Source organism: Metabacillus indicus LMG 22858 (genome assembly GCF_000708755.2).
Classification (GTDB): Bacteria; Bacillota; Bacilli; order Bacillales; family Bacillaceae; genus Bacillus_P; species Bacillus_P indicus.
Window position 1 is genome coordinate 784,754 of sequence record NZ_JGVU02000002.1, and the last position, 20,341, is coordinate 805,094.

Sequence of the window (20,341 nt, forward strand, 5' to 3'; positions counted from 1 at the left end):
ACTAGTCTATGGGAAGAGTTTTAAGGAAGTTTTGAGAGATTGTAAAGTATAGATGTCCGTTGTTTACAGTTTCTTTACAGAAAACAAATAGAAAACGATTGCATTTTTTACCTTTACAGTCACTTAAGCTGAAAGACAGATGATCTGCGTCTGAATGCAAAAAAAAGAAGTCCTCCCCCCGAAACGGTGCAAATGATGGCACCAATTGAAAGAAAAAGAAACTGTATACCGAATTGAGCAGCACATACAGTGCCGTAAACAATTCCAAGCGGCGCAGCTGCCTTTGTCATAAGAAACCTGACTGAGAAAACCTGCCCAAGAATGGACTGCGGCACAAGCTTTTGATAAAGCGTCGTGCTGTAGACATTCCAAAAGGGCATAGCTGCACCTGCTGCGATTTCAATGACCATCGCCGCTGCCAGAGTCTTTGCATCACCAAGCGCCAAGTAAGTAGAGCCTCCTATAAACAGGGCAAGCATCATGATTTGATAGATGTATGTATCTTTTACTTTTATTCTGGATGCCGCAAAACTGCCGGCTATGTAACCAAGGGGAAAAGAAGCGGCAAACAGGCCATACTCAAATGATGAACCTCCCAGTACTTCTGAGACAAATGGAATATACATGGTCTGGGCAGCAAACACGCCAAAGCTTGTAATGGAGACAAGCCCGCCGAGGAACAGGAGTATTTTATGTTTACGATAAACGAGAGTGCCTTCTTTGAATTTCTTTATCCATGTTGCTTTGTCATCGATTTCTGTATGCTTTTCGAGCAGAAACCCTATCATGATGAATGAAATTGAAAATGCACAGACAATAAGAATGAGAGAACTTTTTCCATTCAGAACCGATACAAGAAACCCTGCTGCGGGCAGCGTCAAAAACCGCATCAGCTGCACACCTCCTGAAATTCCTGCATTTACTTTAACCAATTCCTCCTTATGCACAAGCTTTGGAACAAGTGCTGCCGCAGCAGGGTCATATGCAGTAATGGAGGTTAAGAAAGCCGCTGCATATAACAGGGCCGCCTCATGGAACCCGACTGTAAAAAATAGGAGAAGCAGCAAGTATACGAAAGCCCTTAATGCCTCTGACGCTCTCATTACTGTTGTTCTTTTAAACCGGTCTATATAGGGTCCTGCTATAAACTGAACGATCAGCTGCCCCGAAATGCTGACCAGCCACAAGGTGCCCATCGCAAGCTTAGAACCGGTCTCTTCATATAGGATCCACGAAAGGAGGAACGTTCCGAACGTGCTTGAAAAGACCGACAAAAGCTGATTATAAAAAAGCAGCTTGACCGGTTTCATGTTTCCTTATGCAGAAAAGTAAAGATTTCCTTTTCTATCCCCTTAATTGAGTCTCCAGCTGCTTTATAAACACTGCCTTTAAAGTGAACAAGTCCAGCTGCTTTCAAGAGGGTCAAATGATGATGGACTGTCGTTTTCCCCATTCCGACCAGAACTGTCACTTCTTTTAAAGTCAGCTCTTTTTTTACAAGAAGTTTGAGAATCCTGAGCCTTTTTTCATCGCCAATTGCTTTAAGCTTTTGCACAAGCTGTCCCGGCGGTTCAAAAGGATCCGTGCTCTTCATTAAGCTGCTGTCGCTTACAGGGTAGTAAAAAACCTTTGCAGCAGGCAGGTCTGCCTGAATCGTCCAGGGCCTGTATGCCACGTGAGGAATTAAAATCACATCGGCAATTCCCTGTTCAGGCTTATAATCAATTCCAGCAGCTTTCAGGACCGTTTTATGAGGACTTTCTAATTGGCTAATGCTTCTCTTTTCAAGAACATCCCTTTCCAAAACACCGCTGGTCCAGTCCTTTTCAGGCAGAATGACTTCGTTATACCAGCCGTCTACTAGCGCCTGGAAATGATTGAGCAGTTCAGTATGTTTGCTGCTGCATACAAAATGAATCAATTGCGGAAAAAAGACATGACCCTTGCAGGCCAGAACCAAATCATTTTCAGCTTCCCTATCCCCTTTAGAAGCTGCAAGACGGTTTTTTTCCTGCATGATATCCACGAAAGGCAGTGCGTAATATTTAAGCTCACTCTCTGAAAGTGACTTTAAGAACTGATAGAATTCCCCCGGACTGGAGAAGTCTTTCACATGAAGCAGCTGAAGCAGCATTTTCCACGTGTTGTGCTCCTGGCAGTAGTCAAGCTCTGCTGTCAGTTCACTGGAAAGCCGCAGCTTGAGCTCATCCAGTTCCGCCCTCGTCATTTCAAGCTGATCATGAAGCTTAGGATAGGTAATCATGGCGATGCCAAGAGCACATTCAAACAACAATGATGTTTTAATCTGAACGCCGTATGATATCCGTTCAAATGACGTATTCAATAGATTCATATTTTTTCCATCTCCTTTCTTTTCATTCTAAATAATTAGAATGATTAATTCAATACTTTTAGAATAAACTCCCTTGCAAAAATAGGTGATAAAACGCCTTTTTCTGCAGATTGGCGGGCTTTTTGACTTTCTTTGTCTGTTTCCCTCGAATGGAAATTCTTTTCCTGTTAATTAGATTCAAGTATGTTACACTGAAGTCAGGTCACATGAGATCGGAGGAAATCATCATGACAATCAGTGTCTTTATGGATGATTACCGGACCTGCCCCAGCGGATATGTTTTGGCGGAAGATATAGACCAATGCATTGCGCTATTAGAAACTAATCGCGTAGACCATCTGTCCCTTGATCACGATCTGGTCAGCAAGACCAGAAACGGGCTCATGCTGGTACAGTACATGGTCAGGCATCATCTTTATGCAAACCGCATTACCATCCACTCGGCCAATGCAGCCGGAAGCAAGGCGATGTACAGGCATTTTAAACAGGCACAGGAAGACTTCGAAATGCCAAAATCAATAAAAGTGATTCTCAAACCAATGCCTCTCCATGCTTCGGATAGAAAAATGCGATAACATACTAAATTATTGAGGGACTCTCCGGGGTGCCTCTTTTGTTTTGCCTTAAGAAAGAGAACTTTGCTCGCAGCCGTTTTGGGCATTTAACGCTTGAAAACGTGGACCTGGGCAGCAGGCAGTGCGTTACTTGCTGCATAGGGCGAAATACTTGCTCGAATGCCTCTTTTACTAGAAAAAGAAGATTCGTTACTTGCCGGAAACAGAGGTTTTCTTGAAAATTTCCATCTGCCTCCTAAGTGACAGAGTGCACCATCTATATTTGTGTCTTACTCGCAGAAGGTTTTGGGCATTTAACGCTTGATAACGTCGATCGAGGCAGCACCCAGTGCGTTACTTGCCGCATAGTGCAGAATACTTGCTTGAATACCTCTTTTACTTGAAAAAGAATATCTGTTACTTGCTGGAAACAGACGTTAACTTGAAAATTTCCATCTGCCTCCTAAATGACAGAGTGCACCATCTATATTTGTGTCTTTCTCGAAGACGGTTTTGGGCACTTAACGGTTGAAAACAAAATTCGCCGTAAATTCTCCATATAAAAAGACTGCCATCAGCAGTCCTTCCAAAGCTTATTTCTTCTTTTGCTGGCTTTTCGCACGGTTGCTGTCAAGCTCAGCAGCATATTCCTCCTGCGTTTTTCCTTGTTTCTGGCTTTCTGATTCAATCTTTCTGAACTTATTGTCATTGCGGTTTGGCATGTGTCTCCACCTCCCCTCTAAAGAGTATGATGCTCATACTCCAGAGTAGAGATTCATTAAAATATCTCCTTGTTTATTGTATCCTTCTTATGTAAACCAATTTGTTGAAAGCTAATGATTAAACTTTTCTTGGCAACTAGTTTGTCTTTTCAAGTGTGATTATTTGGAACACAGTTTTTTTAGTTCATCATTTAGAACTTTATGTGCTGAATCAGTACTCAAGTTTCCAGAGGATGTTTTGTTAGAACATAGTTTATTTAGAATAAAAAACAGGCATTCAATTTTAAGAGAATTATCTTATTTTCTTTTAGAACATATATTAATTTAAAAAAATCTTGCACTGGAGGTAAGCTCATTTTCCCAATAAAAAAATTCCAGTTTCATCAACTGGAATTTTTTTTAACATGTTCCATTTATTCTTTTCTACCTATTACCTGGATTCGAAACCTAACAGATCTTTTCGCCGATATACACTTAACACTACCCCAGTTAAAACTGAATTTAAAAGGACAGGCATCAGTCCATAGCTTATAAATGGAAGAGACATTGTCATTAATGGAAGCAGTCCTAGAGCCATACCAATGTTTACGGCAACCTGCATTGCAAAAAGTGAGATTGCGCCTGCCAACAGTAATCTTCCAAATGTATGTTTCATCCTTGGCACATAAACCGCAAGACGGAAGATAAAAAGGAAGAGCAGGATGACAACTGCACCGGCAACCAGCCAGCCGAAGCTTGCTGTAATTGAAACAAAGACAAGATTTGTCAGTGAATCACCCATTAGAAATTCATTTTGCGTCTGACCAAACCAGCCTGCATCCAGAATAAAGTCTCTAATATAGAGGATGGGAAAACCCGCGTCGTTTGAGTGCTTTTCAGGGTTAAGAAAAGCGTCAAGACGGCTTTTTCTCTCAGCTGATGAGAAGACAAATACGGAAAAAAGCAAAATGCCTGCCAGAACACCTCCCGCTGTCAATAATGATAGGATGACTTTTTTTGAGAACTTGCTGAAGCAAACCATAGAAATGACCATGACCGTATATAGTACAGCGGCAGATACAGCAGGCAGCTGGGCAAAAAGCAATATTGGCACGATATACAGCAAGATGGCGTGCCAAACTTTTAAGCTGCGGTTATTCAAAAAAGACGCCCAGCCCACGAAAAAAAATGGGATGCTTATAAGACTTTCCAATCTGAAGAAACCGATCTGTATGGATAAACTTCCATTAATAATTTGGTTTGCAAAAGCTGGTACGATAAGCAAAAAACCTATTCCCAGTATGTAAAAAACCCAGCCCGTCCTTTCTAATCTTCGGTAGTCGACCATCATAAACACGAATAGAGTGATTGCTCCAGCTATAGAAATCAGGATTTTCTTAACCAGCATAACAGGTTCTCCAATGAAAACCGGAAGAAATCCTGCCCCCATACATAGTGTGAATAAAAGAATCAGCACCCAATCTGTTTTTGGCCGGTGAATCTTATTCATATCCTTTCCGATTCCTACAGGATTCCCCATTTGGGCAATGGCTTTTGTTTCTGCTTCATCTGCGGTGAGACCATTCTTCACCAAGTCTTCCTTTATGCTTTCTATATGAGCATTTAATTCCATTTCAACCATCATTCTTGCATCTTTTGACTTTATTTGTTCTTTTACTTTACTAAGATAGGAATTCCTTGTCTCTCTCATATTTTTATCCCTCCAATAGTTCACTGAGGGAGATTTCTGTACCTGCGGATTTTTTTTCTTCACGCTTTAATATCTTCTTTCCCCTGGAAGTAATCACATAACATTTTGATTGCTTTCCTTGCCAGGATGACTGGATCCATTCTTTCTTTTCAAGCTCATGAAGAAAGGTGTAGATTGCTCCCTCATTTTCATCAAAAGCTGAATTGCCTCTTGCTCTTAGGAGAACGCTCAGTTCATACCCTGTTTTCTCATGAATCAGAAGCTGCAGAACATCTTTCAGGAGACAAGAAGGTGATTTCTCCTTTTTACCGATGCGTTTCCATACGCCTTCTCTGTGTTTTTCTGAAAACGTCAATTTGTCAAAATTCTGGTTCCCGGAACTTTCACTCAGCTTTCTTAATTGTTCTTCCACCTACAACTCCTCCTTCAGGCCCGCTTTTAAAAGCTGTTTTGCACGTCGCATTCTTGTTTTTACCGTGCCTGCCGCACAGCTTGTTATCCTGGCAATTTCATCTATAGAAAGCTCTTCAAAATAATAAAGATAAATGACCTCCCGGTAGTTTACAGGCAGATTCATTACAGCAAAAAAGAGTTCAGACTCTTCTTCTTTTTTTATAACAGCGTATTCTGTTTCCTCACTTGAAGGTGAATCTTTCCATTGATCATTTGACGGAGTTACATGTTTATAATCCCAGCTCTTTAAATAATCCTTGCACTTATTGATTGCAATTCGCCATAACCATGTTCTGAGCTTTGATTTTCCGTTATATGTATGAAGCGACCTGTAGCATTTAACAAATATGTCCTGAGTCAGGTCTTCAGCTGTCTGCTGATTTCGGACGTAAGTGTACACAAGCTTCAGAATTTCAGTGCCGTATTCGTGCATGATTTCATCTATAAGAGTTTCATAGTCTTTTGTTTCTATGAAATCTGCTGCCCACTCTTCCATTTATCCCCCTCCTTTCCTTTACTTAGACGATTCTGAATGCGACTTGGTTTTTGATTATGTAAAAATAGTGGCCACATTTGCCTGAAACCGAAAAAAAATGCCCAGCTGCTTCGCTGCGCATTCTATTATTTTTCCGAAAAAGTTTTTGTGATGAAAGCTGTGATCTTGTGCAGCTTACCCCTTCTCATTTCCCCGTTTAAAATTCCCAGTGATTTTAGCCATGATCAGCTGCTTTGCTTTTTCATCTGCTGCAGCCTCCATCTTTTTCAGGAATTGTTCCGCTTCTTTTCCTTTTAGGATTTTTACCTGCTTGTGAAAATAATTTATAAACACGATGCCGTTTTTCGTGCTGCTGCAGCTGAATGGGAGTTTATCCAGCTGATTGTGCTTGTCAATGCCGGTTTGCTTTTTTTCACTCATGAAAACACCACCTCGTCCCTGTTAAAAAACACGCCATTTGTCATGACGTGTTTTGTTTAGCTATCCAATCTTATTGATTTCTTCCACAAGGATGCCGATCGCATCTTTTTTATTCAGTCTGTTCATCGTATCTTTCATGTCCATTTTGTTCGTTTTCAGATCGGCCAGATGGGTAAGTAGAGATTCTTCTGTCAGGTTTTCTTCTTCGAGCATCATCGCATAGCCTTTTTTCTCAAATGATTTGGCGTTCATGATCTGGTCTCCCCTGCTCTGGCTTCTTGTCAGCGGGATGATCAGCATCGGGATTTTCAGTGCCAGAAACTCAAAGATTGAGTTAGAGCCGCCTCTTGTAATGACGTAGTCAGTGGCTGCAAGATAGTGGGAAAGCTCGCCGTGTACATATTCAAACTGTCTGTAATCCTTGTTGCCGATCAGGGATTCGTCCACGTTTCCTTTTCCGCAAAGATGGATGATCTGATAGTCTTTCAGCTTAGGCAGTGCCGCTCTTACCGTTTCGTTGATTTTTCTGGCGCCAAGGCTTCCGCCCATGATTGTTAGAACCGGTCTTCTTCCATCAAAGCCGAGAAGTTCTCTTCCCTTGCCAGGTGATCCCTTTAACATTTCGCGGCGAATCGGAGAGCCGATCGAAACGGTTTTTTCATTAGGGAAATAGGCCAATGTTTCTTCAAATGATGTGAAAATTTTTGTCGCAAAGCGCTGGGCAATTTTATTGGCAAGACCCGGTGTCATATCACTTTCGTGGATGAAAACCGGGATGTTGAGAGATTTCGCTGCAATAATCACCGGAACGGTAACAAAGCCGCCTTTAGAAAAGACAACTGACGGCTTCAGCTTTTTTAAGACTCTTCTGGCATCAAGGCAGCCCTTCATAACCCGGAAGATGTCCTTCACGTTTTCAAGGTCAATGTAGCGTCTTAATTTCCCGCTCGAAATGCCGTGATACGGAATCTGGATATTTTCAATCAGTTCCTTCTCGATTCCTTTTTTTGAACCAATGTACTGGATGTCCCAGGCACTGCGGTCAAGCTCATCAATGATGGCCATATTCGGTGTAACGTGGCCTGCAGAGCCGCCTCCTGTAAAGACAATCGTTTTTTTCATCAGGCGTAAGCCCTCCTTCAAATTCTGAATTGCGCTAAAAAAGCCAAAAATTCTTTTTGTTTTTTATGAACGTCTTTCATAATGGCATATGTACAGGCTTCAGGCAATGGAAGAAATGGACAGTCCACTTCAAGCAATCTTCCTTCAAGCAATTCTCTGCGCACTGTTGAGGCAGGAAGAAAGGAAACGCCAAGCCCTTCTGCGATAAAACGTTTTGTGATGTGGATCTGAGTGACTTCCATCATCCGTACTCCGGGAATTTTCATTTTAACTGCTCTGCACAAAGAATCCCAGTATACAGGATGATTATGTGTGAGAAGGTAATTTGATGTCAAGAGCTCTTCCGGGTCAAGGGGCAGCGCACTCTCTGAATCCGCACCGTCGTGTGGAGCTGCAAGAAGAACCCTGTCCCTGTAAAGGATCTGCGAAGTGAGTTCACTGTGAAGGCTGTCCATGCAGGATAGACCAAGATCTGCGTTCTCACTCAGCACTGCATGTTCAATTTCTGCCGATTCTACTATTTTAACGGATATTTCGACCTGTGGATACGTGGAAGTATATCTTTTTAATACAAACGGCAGGATTGTATCGGCAATTAAGGGCGAAATGGCAAGGGTAAGGTGTGAGGTATATCCCTGTTGAAACGTGTTTAGCTTGAGGATGCCCTCCTGATAAACAGCCAGAAGTTCTTTCGCATGGGTAAGGTACACCTTCCCCTCTTCCGTCAGCCTGACCTTTCTTCCTTCGCGAAGAAAAAGCAGGATTCCAAGCTCTTTTTCCAAAAGCTGAATATGAACCGTCACAGATGGCTGTGAAATAAACAGCAGTTCTGAAGCCCGTCTGAAATTTTGACATTCGGCAGCTGTTACAAATGTTTGAATCCAGGAAAATTCCATAAGCCCCTCCTGATTAATTATCTTAATCAACCCAATTAAAAAGATTTAATTTTCTTAATAATCATTATTTTATAAAATAAAGACATCAAAGGAAAGGGGAGATTTTTCATGATTCATTATGGATTAAAGGGAGTAACGGCAGCCGAAACACGAATCAGCTTTATTGATGGTGCTGAAGGAAAGCTTATTTACAGGGGGTATGACATCAGCGAGGTATCTCAGCGCACATTTGAAGAGGCGGCTTATCTGCTTTGGTATGGAGAGTGGCCGGATGCGGAACAGCTTTTAATGTTAAAGGGAAAATTACAAAAGGGACGGGAACTGCCGGGTCACGTGGCATCTCTGTTAAAAAGTCTGCCTCGCGAAATGGATTTGATGAGTGTGCTTAGGACAGCAGTATCAGCTCTAGGTTCAGGTCCTCCGTCTATTGAAGAAGCCATTCGCTTGACTGCCGTCGTCCCTGTCATGATTGCCTGCCGAAAAGCCTGGATGGATAACCGCGTTCTTCCTGATTCCGTTAATCATCTTGATCATGCAGAACATTTTCTATATATGCTCTTTGGCAGCATGCCGACTGAAACACAAAGAAGGGCCCTTGAAACGTATATGATTTTAACGATGGAACATGGAATGAATGCATCTGCTTTCTCTGCCAGGGTCACGGCATCAACGCTGTCAGATATCCATTCAGCCGTAACATCTGCTATTAGCACGATGAAAGGGCCTCTTCACGGGGGAGCACCTTCTGAGGTACTATCCTTTTTAGCTGAAGCGGCAGAAAGCAGCGATATTGAAGAATTAATCAGGCAGAAGGTGTGCAGAGGTGAACGGTTAATGGGGTTTGGGCACAGAGTCTATAAGACCCGGGATCCCAGGGCAGAAGCACTGAAAGCGGTTTTGCTTTCAGAAGCGGGAGATGATGATTGGATGAAGCTTTCGTTGAAAGTGGAGGAAGCTTCTGTGAATATTCTGTCGGAGCTGAAACCTGGAAGAGCTTTATATACAAATGTTGAGTTTTATGCAGCAGCCATCATGAAATCCATGAACATGAAGGCTGACCTGTTTACGCCGGTCTTCACTGCTGCCCGGATAACCGGATGGACTGCCCATATTCTTGAGCAGGAAGGCAATAACATTTTGTTCAGACCAGATGCGCAGTATGTTGGTCCCTGGCGTGTGCCGAACGGGCATTCTTCCCAGGAGAAAAAATCCTAATTTCTGAGTTTCTAATGGAAAATAGCTTCCTCTTCTTCTGGAAGCTTTTTATAAAAATCATCAATAAGAGGATATAAATCAGGCTCTGTTTGATAATAGGTTCCATCTACTTCATTTATACTGAATTGAAAAGTTTGTGTTTCTCCTTCAAAGAAGGCAATGGCATATCTGAATCCTGAGCGGTCCTCCTGATTCTCTTCTTGAATAAAGGTGACATTTTGCATCCTGTTCATCAATTCTTTTATTTCTTTTTGGTCGCTGATTGTTTTTCTATATCCTGAACTGCCGTCTGTGATGACGGCTTTTGTTACTTCATCCAGTGTGCCTGTATAAAATTCGGTCAGATATTTTGGCTCCATAGAGCAGCCGGATAGAAATACAACAATTGCCAATAAGAGTTTCTTCATAAAAATCCCCCTCAAACATATGACGTTTTTAAGAAGGATATCGTTACAACTAATCAGGCAGAAAAAAGCTTTTTTATTTTCACAGTTCCGGGTGACGTTCGTCAGCGACCTCTCCCAGAGCCCTTTATGTAACGGAGAATTTTTTTAATAGTAAGCATGAGGATTCTCCTTTGCTCCTTATTCTCCTAAACAATACCATACATTCAGCCTTTATGGACTATTGGATTGCAAAAAAAGACGCGCCTTTATGCGAGGCGCGCCATTCACATTTTATTTTGAAGCAAGCAGGTCTGCTGTTAGGATATAACGCTCAGGGGCAGGCCCCGCAAACGTAAATGGATAACAGGTTGAAACTGTAAGGACTGCTTTTGGTTTCGGTACAATGACGGTACGGTCATCTTTGTCAACAATCCGGACCTGCCTCACTTTATAAGTGAATTCTCCTGCAGATGTCGTCACAATGAGAAGATCACCTTTCCCAACTTCTCCGAGCTTTCGAAAGACAGTATCCCTGTGTCCGGATAGAACAGAGTTGTCCTTTTCGCCAGGCAACACGCTTCCGGCGTAGTGGCCGACTCCCTGTTCTAATTCTTCTTCAGCTGTTCCGTGGTAAATGGGGAGATTTGCTTCAAGCTTTGGAATGTAAAGATTACCTATTTGATCGCCTTTTGCCGGTCTTTTCGGATAGAGAATATCCTCAGCTGCAGCTGTCTGCTTTTCAGCTTTGTTTTTCTGTAAAGTCTCAGCCTTTGGTTCAGAACTGATTTTGTAGAGAAAATACCCTTTGGCCATGGTGACAGCATTTGTTGTCGTCAGCCATATTCCGCTGCTTATTAGAAGGACGGAAACAAGCAGAAAGAGATTCCTTTTTTTCATGACTGGCGTGATTGAACCTTGTTTTTGCGGAAAAACCAGCTTCCTGCAAGAATCAGCGCCATACCTGCAAGTACGTATCCTGCAGCACCTGTTGAGGTTTCAGGGAGCTCTCCGCCTTTTACGGTCTTAACCGCAGGCTTGGTTTCAATAACAGATTTCGTATAGATAGGATGCTCTTTAACGATTTGATTTGCTTCCTTTAAATCTTTCCCTGTTTCCTGAATGAGATCTGAACCAAACATTTCAGCTGTGACGAGAATATCTGCCAGTAATTCCTCCTGCAGGTTTGAAAGTTTAATGAGGAGACGGGAGCCTTTCTCAACATTTACTGTAAGGATGCTTTTTAGAGATACCGGCTGCATGTTGCCATCCTTCACTATATAGTAGTCTGTTTTAATCTGCAGAAGATCAAGCATGCTTTTGAAAATATCCAGAAGCTCTGCCATTTGCTCAGCGGACAGATCATTCAATGACTCAAACTCTTCAAAAGCCATCATTCGTTCGCTGAGTTTAATCATTTCCTCTTCAATCATAGGATCATCCATTTCAAGAGTTGAAAGATAGGTGAGTAGCGCTTCTATCTCTTCATCAGTCAAACCAATTTCAGAAAACAGTTCCGAAATTGCATCCTCAGCTTCGGAGCCGTTTATATAAAAATCGACCGCATAATCAAGATCTTCAATGAACTCATAGTTTTCAATGGAATCCTCATGTTCTCTTAAAAACTGCTCAAGTTCTTCTCTTGATTGGAACCCGTAAATGTCCAGGAGTTCTCCCAGATTTTTCTCATCAATAGGCGTTCCTTCCCATCCATTTATGTAAAAATCGATAAACATGTCCACATCTTCAGCAAAAATAAGATATGTGCCATCCAGGACATCCTGCCCCTCTTCGATGTCACCGTTTTCACTAAGCAGCTCGTTCAGCTGTTCGCGGGACAATTCATAGTTTCCCAATATTACTGAAATAGACTCTTCAGAAAGAGGTGTTCCCAGTTCATCAGCCGATTCAAAATCAGCAAGTGACCATCCTTTGCTTTCAAGATAGTTTAAGTAGTCCTTTTTCCCCCATCCAATCTCTTTAAGATGCGCTTCAAAATCAGCTTCATCCGGTCCGATCGCAAATGCCCCTGCCGGCATTAGAAAAAAGGTTGCGGCTATAGTCAATAAGAATGATATTATGTGTTTCATGGCTTCTTCCCCAGTCATAGTAAAATAGTATGAGATCAACTAGAATAGTATAATCTCAGCAGATGAAAAAGAGTATCTGTATAATTTCCCTTAACTGGTTGCTTTTTCATATTACAAATACCCCTGTGACTTTTCGTTATCTGTAATTCATGGACTCTTTTTTATGGGGATGCATTTTCGCTATCCTCTAATACTGAAAAGCGGGGTTGGTTGTAAAATGAGGAAAGTTGGTAGTTACGCAATGATTGTTGGTTGTAAATCGAAAGAAGCTGGTTGTGTTCACCGGATTATCGGTAGTTACGCATCCTGCCCGAATAATCGCATCCGTTCCGTCACGGATTTTGTTGACTTACATAGTCTAGGACTAGAAGTCAACTGACAAATACCCAAGACCTTGCTAGAAAAAGAGGTATTTGAGTGTTAAAAAGGGGATTGGTTGTAAAATCAAGAAAGTTGGTAGTTACGCAATGATTCTTGGCAGTAATTCAAATGAAGCTGGATGTATTCGTCGGATTGTCGGTAGTAACAACCCTGCCCTTACTTTCCAAAAACCCGCAGAAAAAAGCAGTCCCAATTCTCCAGGACTGCCGAATGTTCATTATTCATTTTTTGGTGCTTTATACGATTTCGGAAGCTTGTACCCGCGCTCTTCCATGACGTTCCGCAAACGGTCAGGATAATCGGTAATGATGCCGTCCACACCGTCATCAATGAGTTTGTTCATTGTCGGAGTGTCATTTACTGTCCATGGAATGACCTGCAGGTCTGCTTTGTGTGCACGATCAACCATTTCTTTTGTCACATAGGGTTCATACCCACCCTCTGTAACAGCTCCATTTTGCGGAAAGCCGTGTACAGGCGAGATGGCGTCTGCTCCAAACGATTTGGCTGCGGCAACAAGGTCCCCGTCAAAATCATCAATATCAATGCCGCCGAGCCACGGAGAAGCCCCCGGCTGTCCCGGCTGAAGAAATTGCGGGCCGTTTGTAAGAGCCACAATCGGCAGGCTTGGCTCCACCTCGCGCATTCTCATGAGGGAGCCCCAGTCAAAGCTTTGAATCGTCACTCTGTCCAGCATATCCGCCTCGCGGACCTGTTTTGCCACAATCTGCACAAATTCTTCTCTTGGAGCCGTTTCGTGAGGAGCTCCCGCTTCTACTTTTGTTTCAATATTCATTTTTACTTTTTTTGCTTTATATGAATCTACTAAATCAAACACTTCAGTAAGCAGCGGCAGTTTCGCTCCGGGACTCACTTTTTGACCCGGATATTGCGGTTTGGTCACTGAGCCGCAGTCCATTGTCCGGATTTGCTCAAGTGTCAGATCTTTTATGTATTTTCCCACATAAGGAAATTCCGGATCACCAGGAAAAGCAGGTTCCGTATCGCGGCAGTTTCCGCCTGATATTTTACGGTCATGAGTCACAACGGCCTGTTGATCCTCTGTGATTTGCACATCGAGCTCCAATGTATTCACACCTAGCTCTAAGGCGTGTGAAAATGACGCAATAGTTGATTCTACTGTCAGTCCCATTCCCCCGCGGTGAGCCTGGAGATCAAATTCTCTGTCCGCTGCCGAGGCACTGCTTTCCGGCATTATTCCTGCAGAGATTAAAAGCATGGCCGCGAGTGCTGGTCTTGTCCATCTTTTCATAGCATGTTCATCTCCTTCATCAGATTCACTTTCCAGTGTAAAGGTCAATTGTTAACTGAAGATAAAGGATTTAATAAGTTGCGTTAAAGAATGACGCAAAAAAAAGAAAGTGCTTTAAAAGCACCTTCATTTCACCATTCCGCTGATAATCAGGCGGATTTTCTGCTCGTTTGTAAATGATTTCAGTGTTTTCTTTTCAAGGTAGTGATGATTCATCGGGATAAATACTTTCATGTTGTTTTTGAGGTCTGGAGATGGATTTGTGACAATGCGTTCACCTTTTTCAAGACCCTGAAGGACTTCATTTCGGCTGTTTATTTTCAGGCCGACATCAAGCTTTCTTTTTTCGAGTTTTCCTTTTTTCAGCACATAAATGTATTGGCTGCTCTTTTGTTTTTTCATCACTGTGTCGTCGATGACGATGACCCCGCTCCGCTCTTCAAGCACGATGTCCAGGCCGACATGAAATCCGTGATGCCAGTTTTCTGAGGGTTCAATCAGTTCAGCGAGAAACGGATAATAAGTTTCGCTTTGATCTACGGAAGGCTTGTCGATTGGAGTCATCGTCACTTCCCTGATGATCGCTTCTTTTTCTGTATTTGCTAGGGCTTCTGCTTCGGCAGTTGCCTTTTGACCCTCTTTTACCAGAACAGCTTCTTTTTCGGACAGCTTGCCTTCTATTAGGAAGGGCTCGCTGGATTGAATGACAATCATAGGATCTTCGGGATTTTGCGGAAACGGATTGACTGCTGTTACAATCCCATCCATTTTGCTTGTCACATTATAAGCTTCCTTTTGAGCTTGCAGTCTTGCTGCTTTCTGCTCGTTGCTGTCAATCTGCTGATTTAAGTAGGCAATTTGATCCTGCTTATCGCCAATTTGACTGCTTATCGCTTTCTGGCCCGCGGAATCATCCAGGTAGACGCCTTCTTCCACTTCAACAGGAACGCTTGCCTCATCCAAGTCGTCCTGCAGATCAGACAGGTCTGATTCTGCTGAGGATATTCTGGACTGAAGATCCGCATTTTGAGCCTGCAGTTCTTCTATTTCAGCGTCCAGGTGGCCGGTTTCATAAGTAATGAGAGGATCTCCTGTCACTACGGCATCACCTTTGCTGACAAGTACTTCCCGAAGCGTTCCAAGGTCTTTGCTGTACATGACCTTATAATCTGAAGCAGGAACTACCACCCCTTTTGTGAAAAGAAGTTTCTGCAGCTCTCCCGTTTCCGCTTTTGTAAACTGACTGATTGATTTTGATCTCTCGATTTTGTCTGATGTGAAAATAACGGCTATGTTAACGGCTATAAATAGAACGGCTAAAGAAATGATTCCGATCATTGCTTGTTTTTTCATACGTCCCCCTGAAGCGAGATCCCTATATCCTGCACAAGCACTGTAAAGACAGCTGCAAGCAGAATATAAAGAAGGTTTGAGAAGATTACGGTTCCTGCAGCATGCTTCCATGATTTATCCGAAAGCATTTTGAGTCCAATGATCTGGACATATGCGCTCCAAATAAGGAACACCGTTATAAAGCTGACTAACGTTACGGCGAAGATCTGATCTGTCATAAGCTGAATCAGAACGCCAAATCCAAATGGCGAAGAATCACGCTGCACGCCAAGTAAATGAAAAAACGGAAAGTTCAGCAGTTTTTCCATCGTCATTAAAAACAACGGAAACAGCTGAAGCGTGATCAGCTTGTCCCACTCTATATCTCTATAAAACACTTTAAACACGAAAGTAAAAAAGAGAACCATAATGAGCGGTGCAGCAATGGAAGCAACGATGCCGCCGATGCCGAATAATAGCTTGGCAAACTCAAATTTCTCCCTTTTTATCAAGTCAAGATAAGCAGTAATGTCCTCTGTATGTACACCGAGGTAAGCACTTGCTGCTGCAAGAATCACGCTGAGCACGATCAAGGCTGTAAATCTTGCGTAAAATCCTTTAATGGCTTCAGCTTTTTTCAATTTTCCAAAGTAAGCAGAGGGTTCTGTTAAGCCTTCTACTATACGAACGTGGTGCATTCTATTTCCCCCTGTCAAAAAAAAACGATTACTAGAAATTTATAGCATATTTCCGGCATGGTTAATAGTCACTTTTGGCATATTATGAAAAATCAGCACAGATTTCGGTCTATTTTAAGACATTTTTCAACCACCTGCGACCAATTTTTTCAGTAAATTGGTTTGATAGATAACCTCACACTATGCATCTTTATACGTTTTATGGTAAACTTATCATTATTTTAATTTTCAAAAAACATCTTCAATTAGAGATGGAATCCATTCCAGTAAAGAGGTGCTGAATATGACAGCTAAAACAGAAACGATCAAGGAACGCGATCATCACGCTGCTTTGAGGCGCGATGTGAAGTTTTTAGGAAATATGCTTGGAGATGTTCTTGTTCATCAGGGCGGTCAACCGCTGCTTGAAATGGTAGAAAAGATTAGAGAGATGACAAAATCACTTCGCAGCCATGCGGACGAAAGCATATACGCAGACTTAAAAGCTGAGATTTCGACACTTGACCCCGAGCTCAGAAAACAGGTGATCAGGGCTTTTGCTGTTTATTTTCATCTGGTGAACATCGCAGAACAAAATCACCGCATCAGAAGAAGACGCGAGTATCAATTTCAGGAAGACTCAGGCAAACAGCCGGGCTCCCTTGAACATGCTGTAGCTTCGCTGAAGGAAAACGGCGTTTCTTCAGAAGTAATTCAGCAGCTTTTGAAAACTCTCTCCCTTGAGCTGATTATTACCGCCCACCCGACTGAAGCGACGCGCCGCAGTGTTCTTGAAATACATAAACGCATTGCCGGCCTACTGCACAGTCTTGACCAGCCAATTCATACAGAACGCGAGCGTGCAGAACTTGAAGACAGGCTGTTCAATGAAGTGGTTATTCTGTGGCAGACGGATGAACTGCGTGACCGTAAACCTACCGTAATGGATGAAGTCGCAAATGGACTTTACTATTTCGATGAAACTCTCTTTGAGGTGCTTCCGCAAATTCACCAGGAGCTGGAGCTTTGTCTGTCTAAAAATTACCCGGGACAGGAATGGCATGTTCCAAACTTCCTCCGCTTTGGTTCATGGATTGGCGGAGACCGCGACGGAAACCCTAATGTTACACCTGAAATCACGTGGAAAACCTTGACGAAACAGAGAGCGCTTGCCCTCAGGAAGTACAGAGAATCGCTGAAAGTCCTCAGAAAACGTCTTAGCCAGTCGACGAAACGGGTTGCTGTCAGCGATGAACTGCTTGCGTCTGTGCAGGAGGAAACCCCTCTTTTAAGCAAAGGAGAAAGATGGCAGGTAGAGCATGAAATCTACCGCTGCAAGCTGACTATCATGCTGAAAAAACTTGATCAGCAGCAGGCCATCTGCTACAGAAGTTCTGATCAGCTGCTCCAGGATTTGAAAATGATCCAGCAGAGTGTTCTGCTTCATCATCCAAAAGGGTACGAACTGAAAAGCCTGCAAAAACTGATCAGGCAAGTGGAGCTGTTCGGTTTTCACCTTGCAACGCTTGATATCCGGAACCATAGCGGAGAGCATGAGGCTGCTATCAAAGAGATTTTTCATTCTGTTAACCTTGCAGAAGACTATTCAAGTCTCACAGAAGAAGAAAAAATGAAGCTGCTGCAGGATGTGCTTCAGGATCCAAGGCCTCTCGTTTCATTTAAAGAGAACTATTCAAAAGAAACTCAGGATGTTTTGGATGTTTTCCATATGATCAGACGCGCCCATAAAGAATTCGGTACACGTTCGATTGAAGTTTACTTGATCAGCATGACCCAGTCTGCAAGCGATCTTCTTGAAGTGATGGTGCTTGCAAAGGAAGCGGGCATCTACAGGCTTCATCCTGACGGCAGAATCGAAAGCAGGCTGAACGTCGCTCCGCTGCTTGAGACGATTGACGACCTCGTGGCAGGACCAAAAATTATGGAACAGCTGTTTCAGCTTGATTTTTACCAAAAGCATCTGAGCGAACAGAATAATCTGCAGGAGATCATGCTCGGCTATTCCGACGGCAGCAAAGACGGCGGAACGCTGACAGCGAACTGGAAGCTTTACAAAGCGCAGCAGGAAATCCATGACATGGCTAAGCATTACAATGTGAGGCTGAAATTTTTCCATGGACGAGGCGGTTCCCTCGGACGCGGCGGCGGTCCGCTTAATAGAAGTCTTCTTTCTCAGCCTGCTGAAACACTTGGTGACGGGGTGAAAATTACAGAGCAGGGTGAAGTTCTTTCTTCCCGCTACGGCTTATATGATATTGCCTACCGAAGCCTTGAACAGGCGGCGTCCACTCTGATAACAGCCGCGGCCCATGTTTCAACAGAAGCTGAACAGTCCAACATCCGGACCGGGGAATGGGAAAAAGAAATGGATGAAATCTCATCTGTCTCCCTGAGCAAATATCAGGAGCTGGTCTTTAAAGATCCTGACTTCCTGACCTATTTCAAAGAGGCCACACCGCTTCCAGAACTTGGTGCCCTCAACATCGGCTCGCGTCCAATGAGCAGAAAAGGCAGCGAACGGTTTGAAGATCTCCGCGCAATTCCGTGGGTATTTGCCTGGACTCAAAGCAGACAGCTCCTCCCTGCCTGGTATGCAGCCGGCACTGGATTATCTGAAGGAAATCTTGATAATTTGAAACAAATGTACAAAAAATGGCCGTTCTTCCGTTCGACCATTGATAATCTTCAGATGGCCCTTCTGAAAGCAGATTTGATGGCTGCAAGAGAGTACTTGGCGATGGTGGAAAATAAACATGCTGCCGAACGCATCTTCAACGATATCGAAACGGAGTATGTGCAGACAAAAAAGGCGCTTCTTGCGATTACAGGCCAGAATGAACTGATGGATCACATTCCTAATATCCAGGAATCTGTCAGACTCCGTAATCCTTATGTCGACCCGCTGAGCTTTTTGCAGGTGGATGTCATTTCAAAGCTTCGCAAAACAGATGAAGAATCAGATGCAGGAGAATTGTTAAGCGAAGTGCTTCTTACAATTAACGGCATTGCCGCAGGACTCAGAAATACAGGCTGATTGACCAAACCGGACGCGTCATGCGTCCGGTTTTTTTCGAATTTTTTCATACACCCAAATTATGAGGCCTAAAAACACAACGCCAAAACTGGCATAAATAAGCGACCACTTTATAAAGGAAAAAACAGGCGTGAGTTCGGCTGCGACGGGCGTTTTGGCAGGATACATTGCCATTACCGCTGAAGCACTGATGTTTTCCAGAAAGTCAAAGGCTGCTCCTCCAAACGGAAGAAGATTAGCCAATTTCAACAGCTGCGGTTTGAGGCGGCGCAGGAAAAACGTGATAACGGATGCGAGAAAAAACAAATAAACAAGAGGCCAGATGACATCAAACGTGAACCTTGCTTTGATGTAATGGTCCCTTCCCTTCTCACCATAGCTTTCAGCAATTTCATAAAGAGTTTGTGCTGAATAAAGGTATGACCCGTCCGGTGATTCTCCTGTGCCTGTTGCCTCCTTGCTCGATTGTGCAGCATTCGGCAGGACAAAAACCATAAAGAGTATGAAGACAGCCGAAGCAGCAAAAGCAGTTTTCCAGCCGGTTTTTTTGTAGAGCCAGGCTGAAAACACATGTACATTTTTCATCTAAAATCACTCCTGTTGTTTTTTAGAATGTATTCAAGGAAAAGCGTTTCCCTTACAAACAGATTAACAGTCCGGATATGTTTTTTAACAGTCCAAATACTCTGTCTTACAATCCGGACATGTATTCTAACAATCCTAATACACGCCTCACATGATAAAAGAATTTCCTTAAAACAGTTGCTTTTTTACCAGTAAACTGTCAAGCTAGGATAGGTATAAAAACGCAGCAGGAAAGAGAAATAGGTGACAGAATGATTGAAATCAAAACATCCTCCCTGAGTGACGGGGAATTTAATAGAGGCGTTTTCGCAACGCGCGACATAAAAAAAGGCGAGATTATCCACGAAGCACCGGTAATCCCCTACCCTAACGCAGAGCATGCCCACATTGAAAAAACAACACTGGCTGATTATGCATTCGAGTACGGAAAAAACCACACCTGCATTCTCCTTGGCTACGGAATGCTCTTCAACCATTCCTATACACCGAATGCCACGTATGACATCAGCTTTGAAAAACACGTTTTTATTTTCAGCGCCTACAAAGACATCAAAGCCGGAGAAGAAATTCTCATTAACTACAACGGCGATGAAGAAGATCAGGAACTCCTCTGGTTTGACCGGGAAGACGAAAATAACTAAAAA

Annotated in this window: 20 protein-coding genes; 4 read left to right on the plus strand and 16 right to left on the minus strand. The window is 43.0% G+C overall.

Annotated elements, in window-relative coordinates:
• Window positions 1-119 precede the first annotated feature (119 nt).
• Window positions 120-1,310: an MFS transporter gene (locus AZ46_RS07080; RefSeq protein WP_029280651.1), complete on the minus strand. Its 1,191-nt coding sequence runs from the start codon at window positions 1,308-1,310 to the stop codon at window positions 120-122.
• Complete coding sequence (locus AZ46_RS07085) at window positions 1,307-2,353, minus strand: ArsR/SmtB family transcription factor (protein ID WP_029280649.1); 1,047 nt, start codon at window positions 2,351-2,353, stop codon at window positions 1,307-1,309. The genes AZ46_RS07080 and AZ46_RS07085 overlap by 4 nt, the downstream gene beginning before the upstream one ends.
• 227 nt (window positions 2,354-2,580) lie before the next feature.
• On the opposite strand from AZ46_RS07085, the gene AZ46_RS07090 reads away from it, so the two are divergent.
• A complete protein-coding gene (locus AZ46_RS07090) occupies window positions 2,581-2,928 on the plus strand; it encodes a cyclic-phosphate processing receiver domain-containing protein (protein ID WP_029280648.1) in 348 nt (115 codons plus the stop codon).
• A gap of 572 nt (window positions 2,929-3,500) precedes the next feature.
• Here the strand turns inward: AZ46_RS07090 and AZ46_RS22430 are convergent.
• The 7 genes from AZ46_RS22430 to AZ46_RS07120 all read right to left on the minus strand — a co-directional run bounded on the left by AZ46_RS22430 (window position 3,501) and on the right by AZ46_RS07120 (window position 8,706).
• Window positions 3,501-3,629, minus strand: coding sequence for a hypothetical protein (locus tag AZ46_RS22430; RefSeq protein ID WP_267881646.1), 129 nt, complete (start codon window positions 3,627-3,629; stop codon window positions 3,501-3,503).
• A gap of 430 nt (window positions 3,630-4,059) precedes the next feature.
• On the minus strand, window positions 4,060-5,319 hold the full coding sequence (locus AZ46_RS07095) for an FtsW/RodA/SpoVE family cell cycle protein (RefSeq protein ID WP_029280646.1): 1,260 nt from the start codon (window positions 5,317-5,319) through the stop codon (window positions 4,060-4,062).
• 4 nt (window positions 5,320-5,323) lie between these two features.
• Window positions 5,324-5,731 carry a PadR family transcriptional regulator gene (locus AZ46_RS07100; RefSeq protein ID WP_029280644.1) on the minus strand — a complete coding sequence of 136 codons (408 nt, stop codon included), beginning with the start codon at window positions 5,729-5,731 and terminating at the stop codon, window positions 5,324-5,326.
• Complete coding sequence (locus tag AZ46_RS07105) at window positions 5,732-6,268, minus strand: sigma-70 family RNA polymerase sigma factor (protein ID WP_029280643.1); 537 nt, start codon at window positions 6,266-6,268, stop codon at window positions 5,732-5,734.
• A 174-nt stretch (window positions 6,269-6,442) separates the two neighbouring features.
• Window positions 6,443-6,688, minus strand: a complete 246-nt coding sequence (locus tag AZ46_RS07110; protein ID WP_029280641.1) for a hypothetical protein — start codon at window positions 6,686-6,688, stop codon at window positions 6,443-6,445.
• Window positions 6,689-6,748: 60 nt separating this feature from the next.
• Window positions 6,749-7,813 (minus strand): undecaprenyldiphospho-muramoylpentapeptide beta-N-acetylglucosaminyltransferase, encoded by a 1,065-nt coding sequence (locus AZ46_RS07115; RefSeq protein ID WP_029280639.1) that lies wholly within the window; start codon window positions 7,811-7,813, stop codon window positions 6,749-6,751.
• Between the two features lie 14 nt (window positions 7,814-7,827).
• Complete coding sequence (locus tag AZ46_RS07120; RefSeq protein WP_029280637.1) at window positions 7,828-8,706, minus strand: LysR family transcriptional regulator; 879 nt, start codon at window positions 8,704-8,706, stop codon at window positions 7,828-7,830.
• Window positions 8,707-8,814: 108 nt separating this feature from the next.
• Between AZ46_RS07120 and AZ46_RS07125 the strand changes: the two genes are divergently transcribed.
• The gene (locus AZ46_RS07125) at window positions 8,815-9,921 is read left to right on the plus strand and encodes a citrate/2-methylcitrate synthase (protein WP_029280635.1); all 1,107 of its coding nucleotides are present in this window, start codon (window positions 8,815-8,817) and stop codon (window positions 9,919-9,921) included.
• A gap of 11 nt (window positions 9,922-9,932) precedes the next feature.
• Here the strand turns inward: AZ46_RS07125 and AZ46_RS07130 are convergent, their stop codons facing one another.
• From AZ46_RS07130 to AZ46_RS07155, 6 genes are all read right to left on the minus strand, one after another.
• On the minus strand, window positions 9,933-10,328 hold the full coding sequence (locus AZ46_RS07130; RefSeq protein WP_029280634.1) for a hypothetical protein: 396 nt from the start codon (window positions 10,326-10,328) through the stop codon (window positions 9,933-9,935).
• 270 nt (window positions 10,329-10,598) lie between these two features.
• Complete coding sequence (locus AZ46_RS07135; protein ID WP_029280632.1) at window positions 10,599-11,204, minus strand: class D sortase; 606 nt, start codon at window positions 11,202-11,204, stop codon at window positions 10,599-10,601.
• Window positions 11,201-12,394, minus strand: a complete 1,194-nt coding sequence (locus AZ46_RS07140; protein ID WP_029280630.1) for a processed acidic surface protein — start codon at window positions 12,392-12,394, stop codon at window positions 11,201-11,203. The genes AZ46_RS07135 and AZ46_RS07140 overlap by 4 nt, the downstream gene beginning before the upstream one ends.
• A 598-nt stretch (window positions 12,395-12,992) precedes the next feature.
• Window positions 12,993-14,048 (minus strand): glycerophosphodiester phosphodiesterase, encoded by a 1,056-nt coding sequence (locus AZ46_RS07145; RefSeq protein ID WP_029280628.1) that lies wholly within the window; start codon window positions 14,046-14,048, stop codon window positions 12,993-12,995.
• A gap of 126 nt (window positions 14,049-14,174) precedes the next feature.
• Complete coding sequence (locus tag AZ46_RS07150; protein ID WP_029280626.1) at window positions 14,175-15,401, minus strand: efflux RND transporter periplasmic adaptor subunit; 1,227 nt, start codon at window positions 15,399-15,401, stop codon at window positions 14,175-14,177.
• A complete protein-coding gene (locus AZ46_RS07155) occupies window positions 15,398-16,078 on the minus strand; it encodes a YIP1 family protein (protein WP_029280624.1) in 681 nt (226 codons plus the stop codon). The genes AZ46_RS07150 and AZ46_RS07155 overlap by 4 nt, the downstream gene beginning before the upstream one ends.
• A gap of 283 nt (window positions 16,079-16,361) precedes the next feature.
• Here AZ46_RS07155 and ppc point away from each other — a divergent pair, with 283 nt between their 5' ends.
• Window positions 16,362-19,112, plus strand: coding sequence for a phosphoenolpyruvate carboxylase (gene ppc / locus AZ46_RS07160; protein ID WP_029280623.1), 2,751 nt, complete (start codon window positions 16,362-16,364; stop codon window positions 19,110-19,112).
• Between the two features lie 18 nt (window positions 19,113-19,130).
• Here the strand turns inward: ppc and AZ46_RS07165 are convergent, their stop codons facing one another.
• Window positions 19,131-19,697: a hypothetical protein gene (locus AZ46_RS07165; RefSeq protein ID WP_029280622.1), complete on the minus strand. Its 567-nt coding sequence runs from the start codon at window positions 19,695-19,697 to the stop codon at window positions 19,131-19,133.
• A gap of 251 nt (window positions 19,698-19,948) precedes the next feature.
• Here AZ46_RS07165 and AZ46_RS07170 point away from each other — a divergent pair, with 251 nt between their 5' ends.
• Window positions 19,949-20,338, plus strand: a complete 390-nt coding sequence (locus AZ46_RS07170; RefSeq protein WP_029280620.1) for an SET domain-containing protein — start codon at window positions 19,949-19,951, stop codon at window positions 20,336-20,338.
• Window positions 20,339-20,341: the final 3 nt, after the last annotated feature.

Excerpts from the sequence above, each read along its gene's own strand:
- AZ46_RS07080 (WP_029280651.1), bottom strand. The coding sequence starts at position 1,310 with ATGAAACCGGTCAAGCTGCTTTTTTATAATCAGCTTTTGTCGGTCTTT.
- AZ46_RS07085 (WP_029280649.1), bottom strand. The coding sequence starts at position 2,353 with ATGAATCTATTGAATACGTCATTTGAACGGATATCATACGGCGTTCAG.
- AZ46_RS07090 (WP_029280648.1), top strand. The coding sequence starts at position 2,581 with ATGACAATCAGTGTCTTTATGGATGATTACCGGACCTGCCCCAGCGGA.
- AZ46_RS22430 (WP_267881646.1), bottom strand. The coding sequence starts at position 3,629 with ATGCCAAACCGCAATGACAATAAGTTCAGAAAGATTGAATCAGAAAGC.
- AZ46_RS07095 (WP_029280646.1), bottom strand. The coding sequence starts at position 5,319 with ATGAGAGAGACAAGGAATTCCTATCTTAGTAAAGTAAAAGAACAAATA.
- AZ46_RS07105 (WP_029280643.1), bottom strand. The coding sequence starts at position 6,268 with ATGGAAGAGTGGGCAGCAGATTTCATAGAAACAAAAGACTATGAAACT.
- AZ46_RS07110 (WP_029280641.1), bottom strand. The coding sequence starts at position 6,688 with ATGAGTGAAAAAAAGCAAACCGGCATTGACAAGCACAATCAGCTGGAT.
- AZ46_RS07120 (WP_029280637.1), bottom strand. The coding sequence starts at position 8,706 with ATGGAATTTTCCTGGATTCAAACATTTGTAACAGCTGCCGAATGTCAA.
- AZ46_RS07125 (WP_029280635.1), top strand. The coding sequence starts at position 8,815 with ATGATTCATTATGGATTAAAGGGAGTAACGGCAGCCGAAACACGAATC.
- AZ46_RS07130 (WP_029280634.1), bottom strand. The coding sequence starts at position 10,328 with ATGAAGAAACTCTTATTGGCAATTGTTGTATTTCTATCCGGCTGCTCT.
- AZ46_RS07135 (WP_029280632.1), bottom strand. The coding sequence starts at position 11,204 with ATGAAAAAAAGGAATCTCTTTCTGCTTGTTTCCGTCCTTCTAATAAGC.
- AZ46_RS07140 (WP_029280630.1), bottom strand. The coding sequence starts at position 12,394 with ATGAAACACATAATATCATTCTTATTGACTATAGCCGCAACCTTTTTT.
- AZ46_RS07145 (WP_029280628.1), bottom strand. The coding sequence starts at position 14,048 with ATGAAAAGATGGACAAGACCAGCACTCGCGGCCATGCTTTTAATCTCT.
- AZ46_RS07150 (WP_029280626.1), bottom strand. The coding sequence starts at position 15,401 with ATGAAAAAACAAGCAATGATCGGAATCATTTCTTTAGCCGTTCTATTT.
- AZ46_RS07155 (WP_029280624.1), bottom strand. The coding sequence starts at position 16,078 with ATGCACCACGTTCGTATAGTAGAAGGCTTAACAGAACCCTCTGCTTAC.
- ppc (WP_029280623.1), top strand. The coding sequence starts at position 16,362 with ATGACAGCTAAAACAGAAACGATCAAGGAACGCGATCATCACGCTGCT.
- AZ46_RS07165 (WP_029280622.1), bottom strand. The coding sequence starts at position 19,697 with ATGAAAAATGTACATGTGTTTTCAGCCTGGCTCTACAAAAAAACCGGC.
- AZ46_RS07170 (WP_029280620.1), top strand. The coding sequence starts at position 19,949 with ATGATTGAAATCAAAACATCCTCCCTGAGTGACGGGGAATTTAATAGA.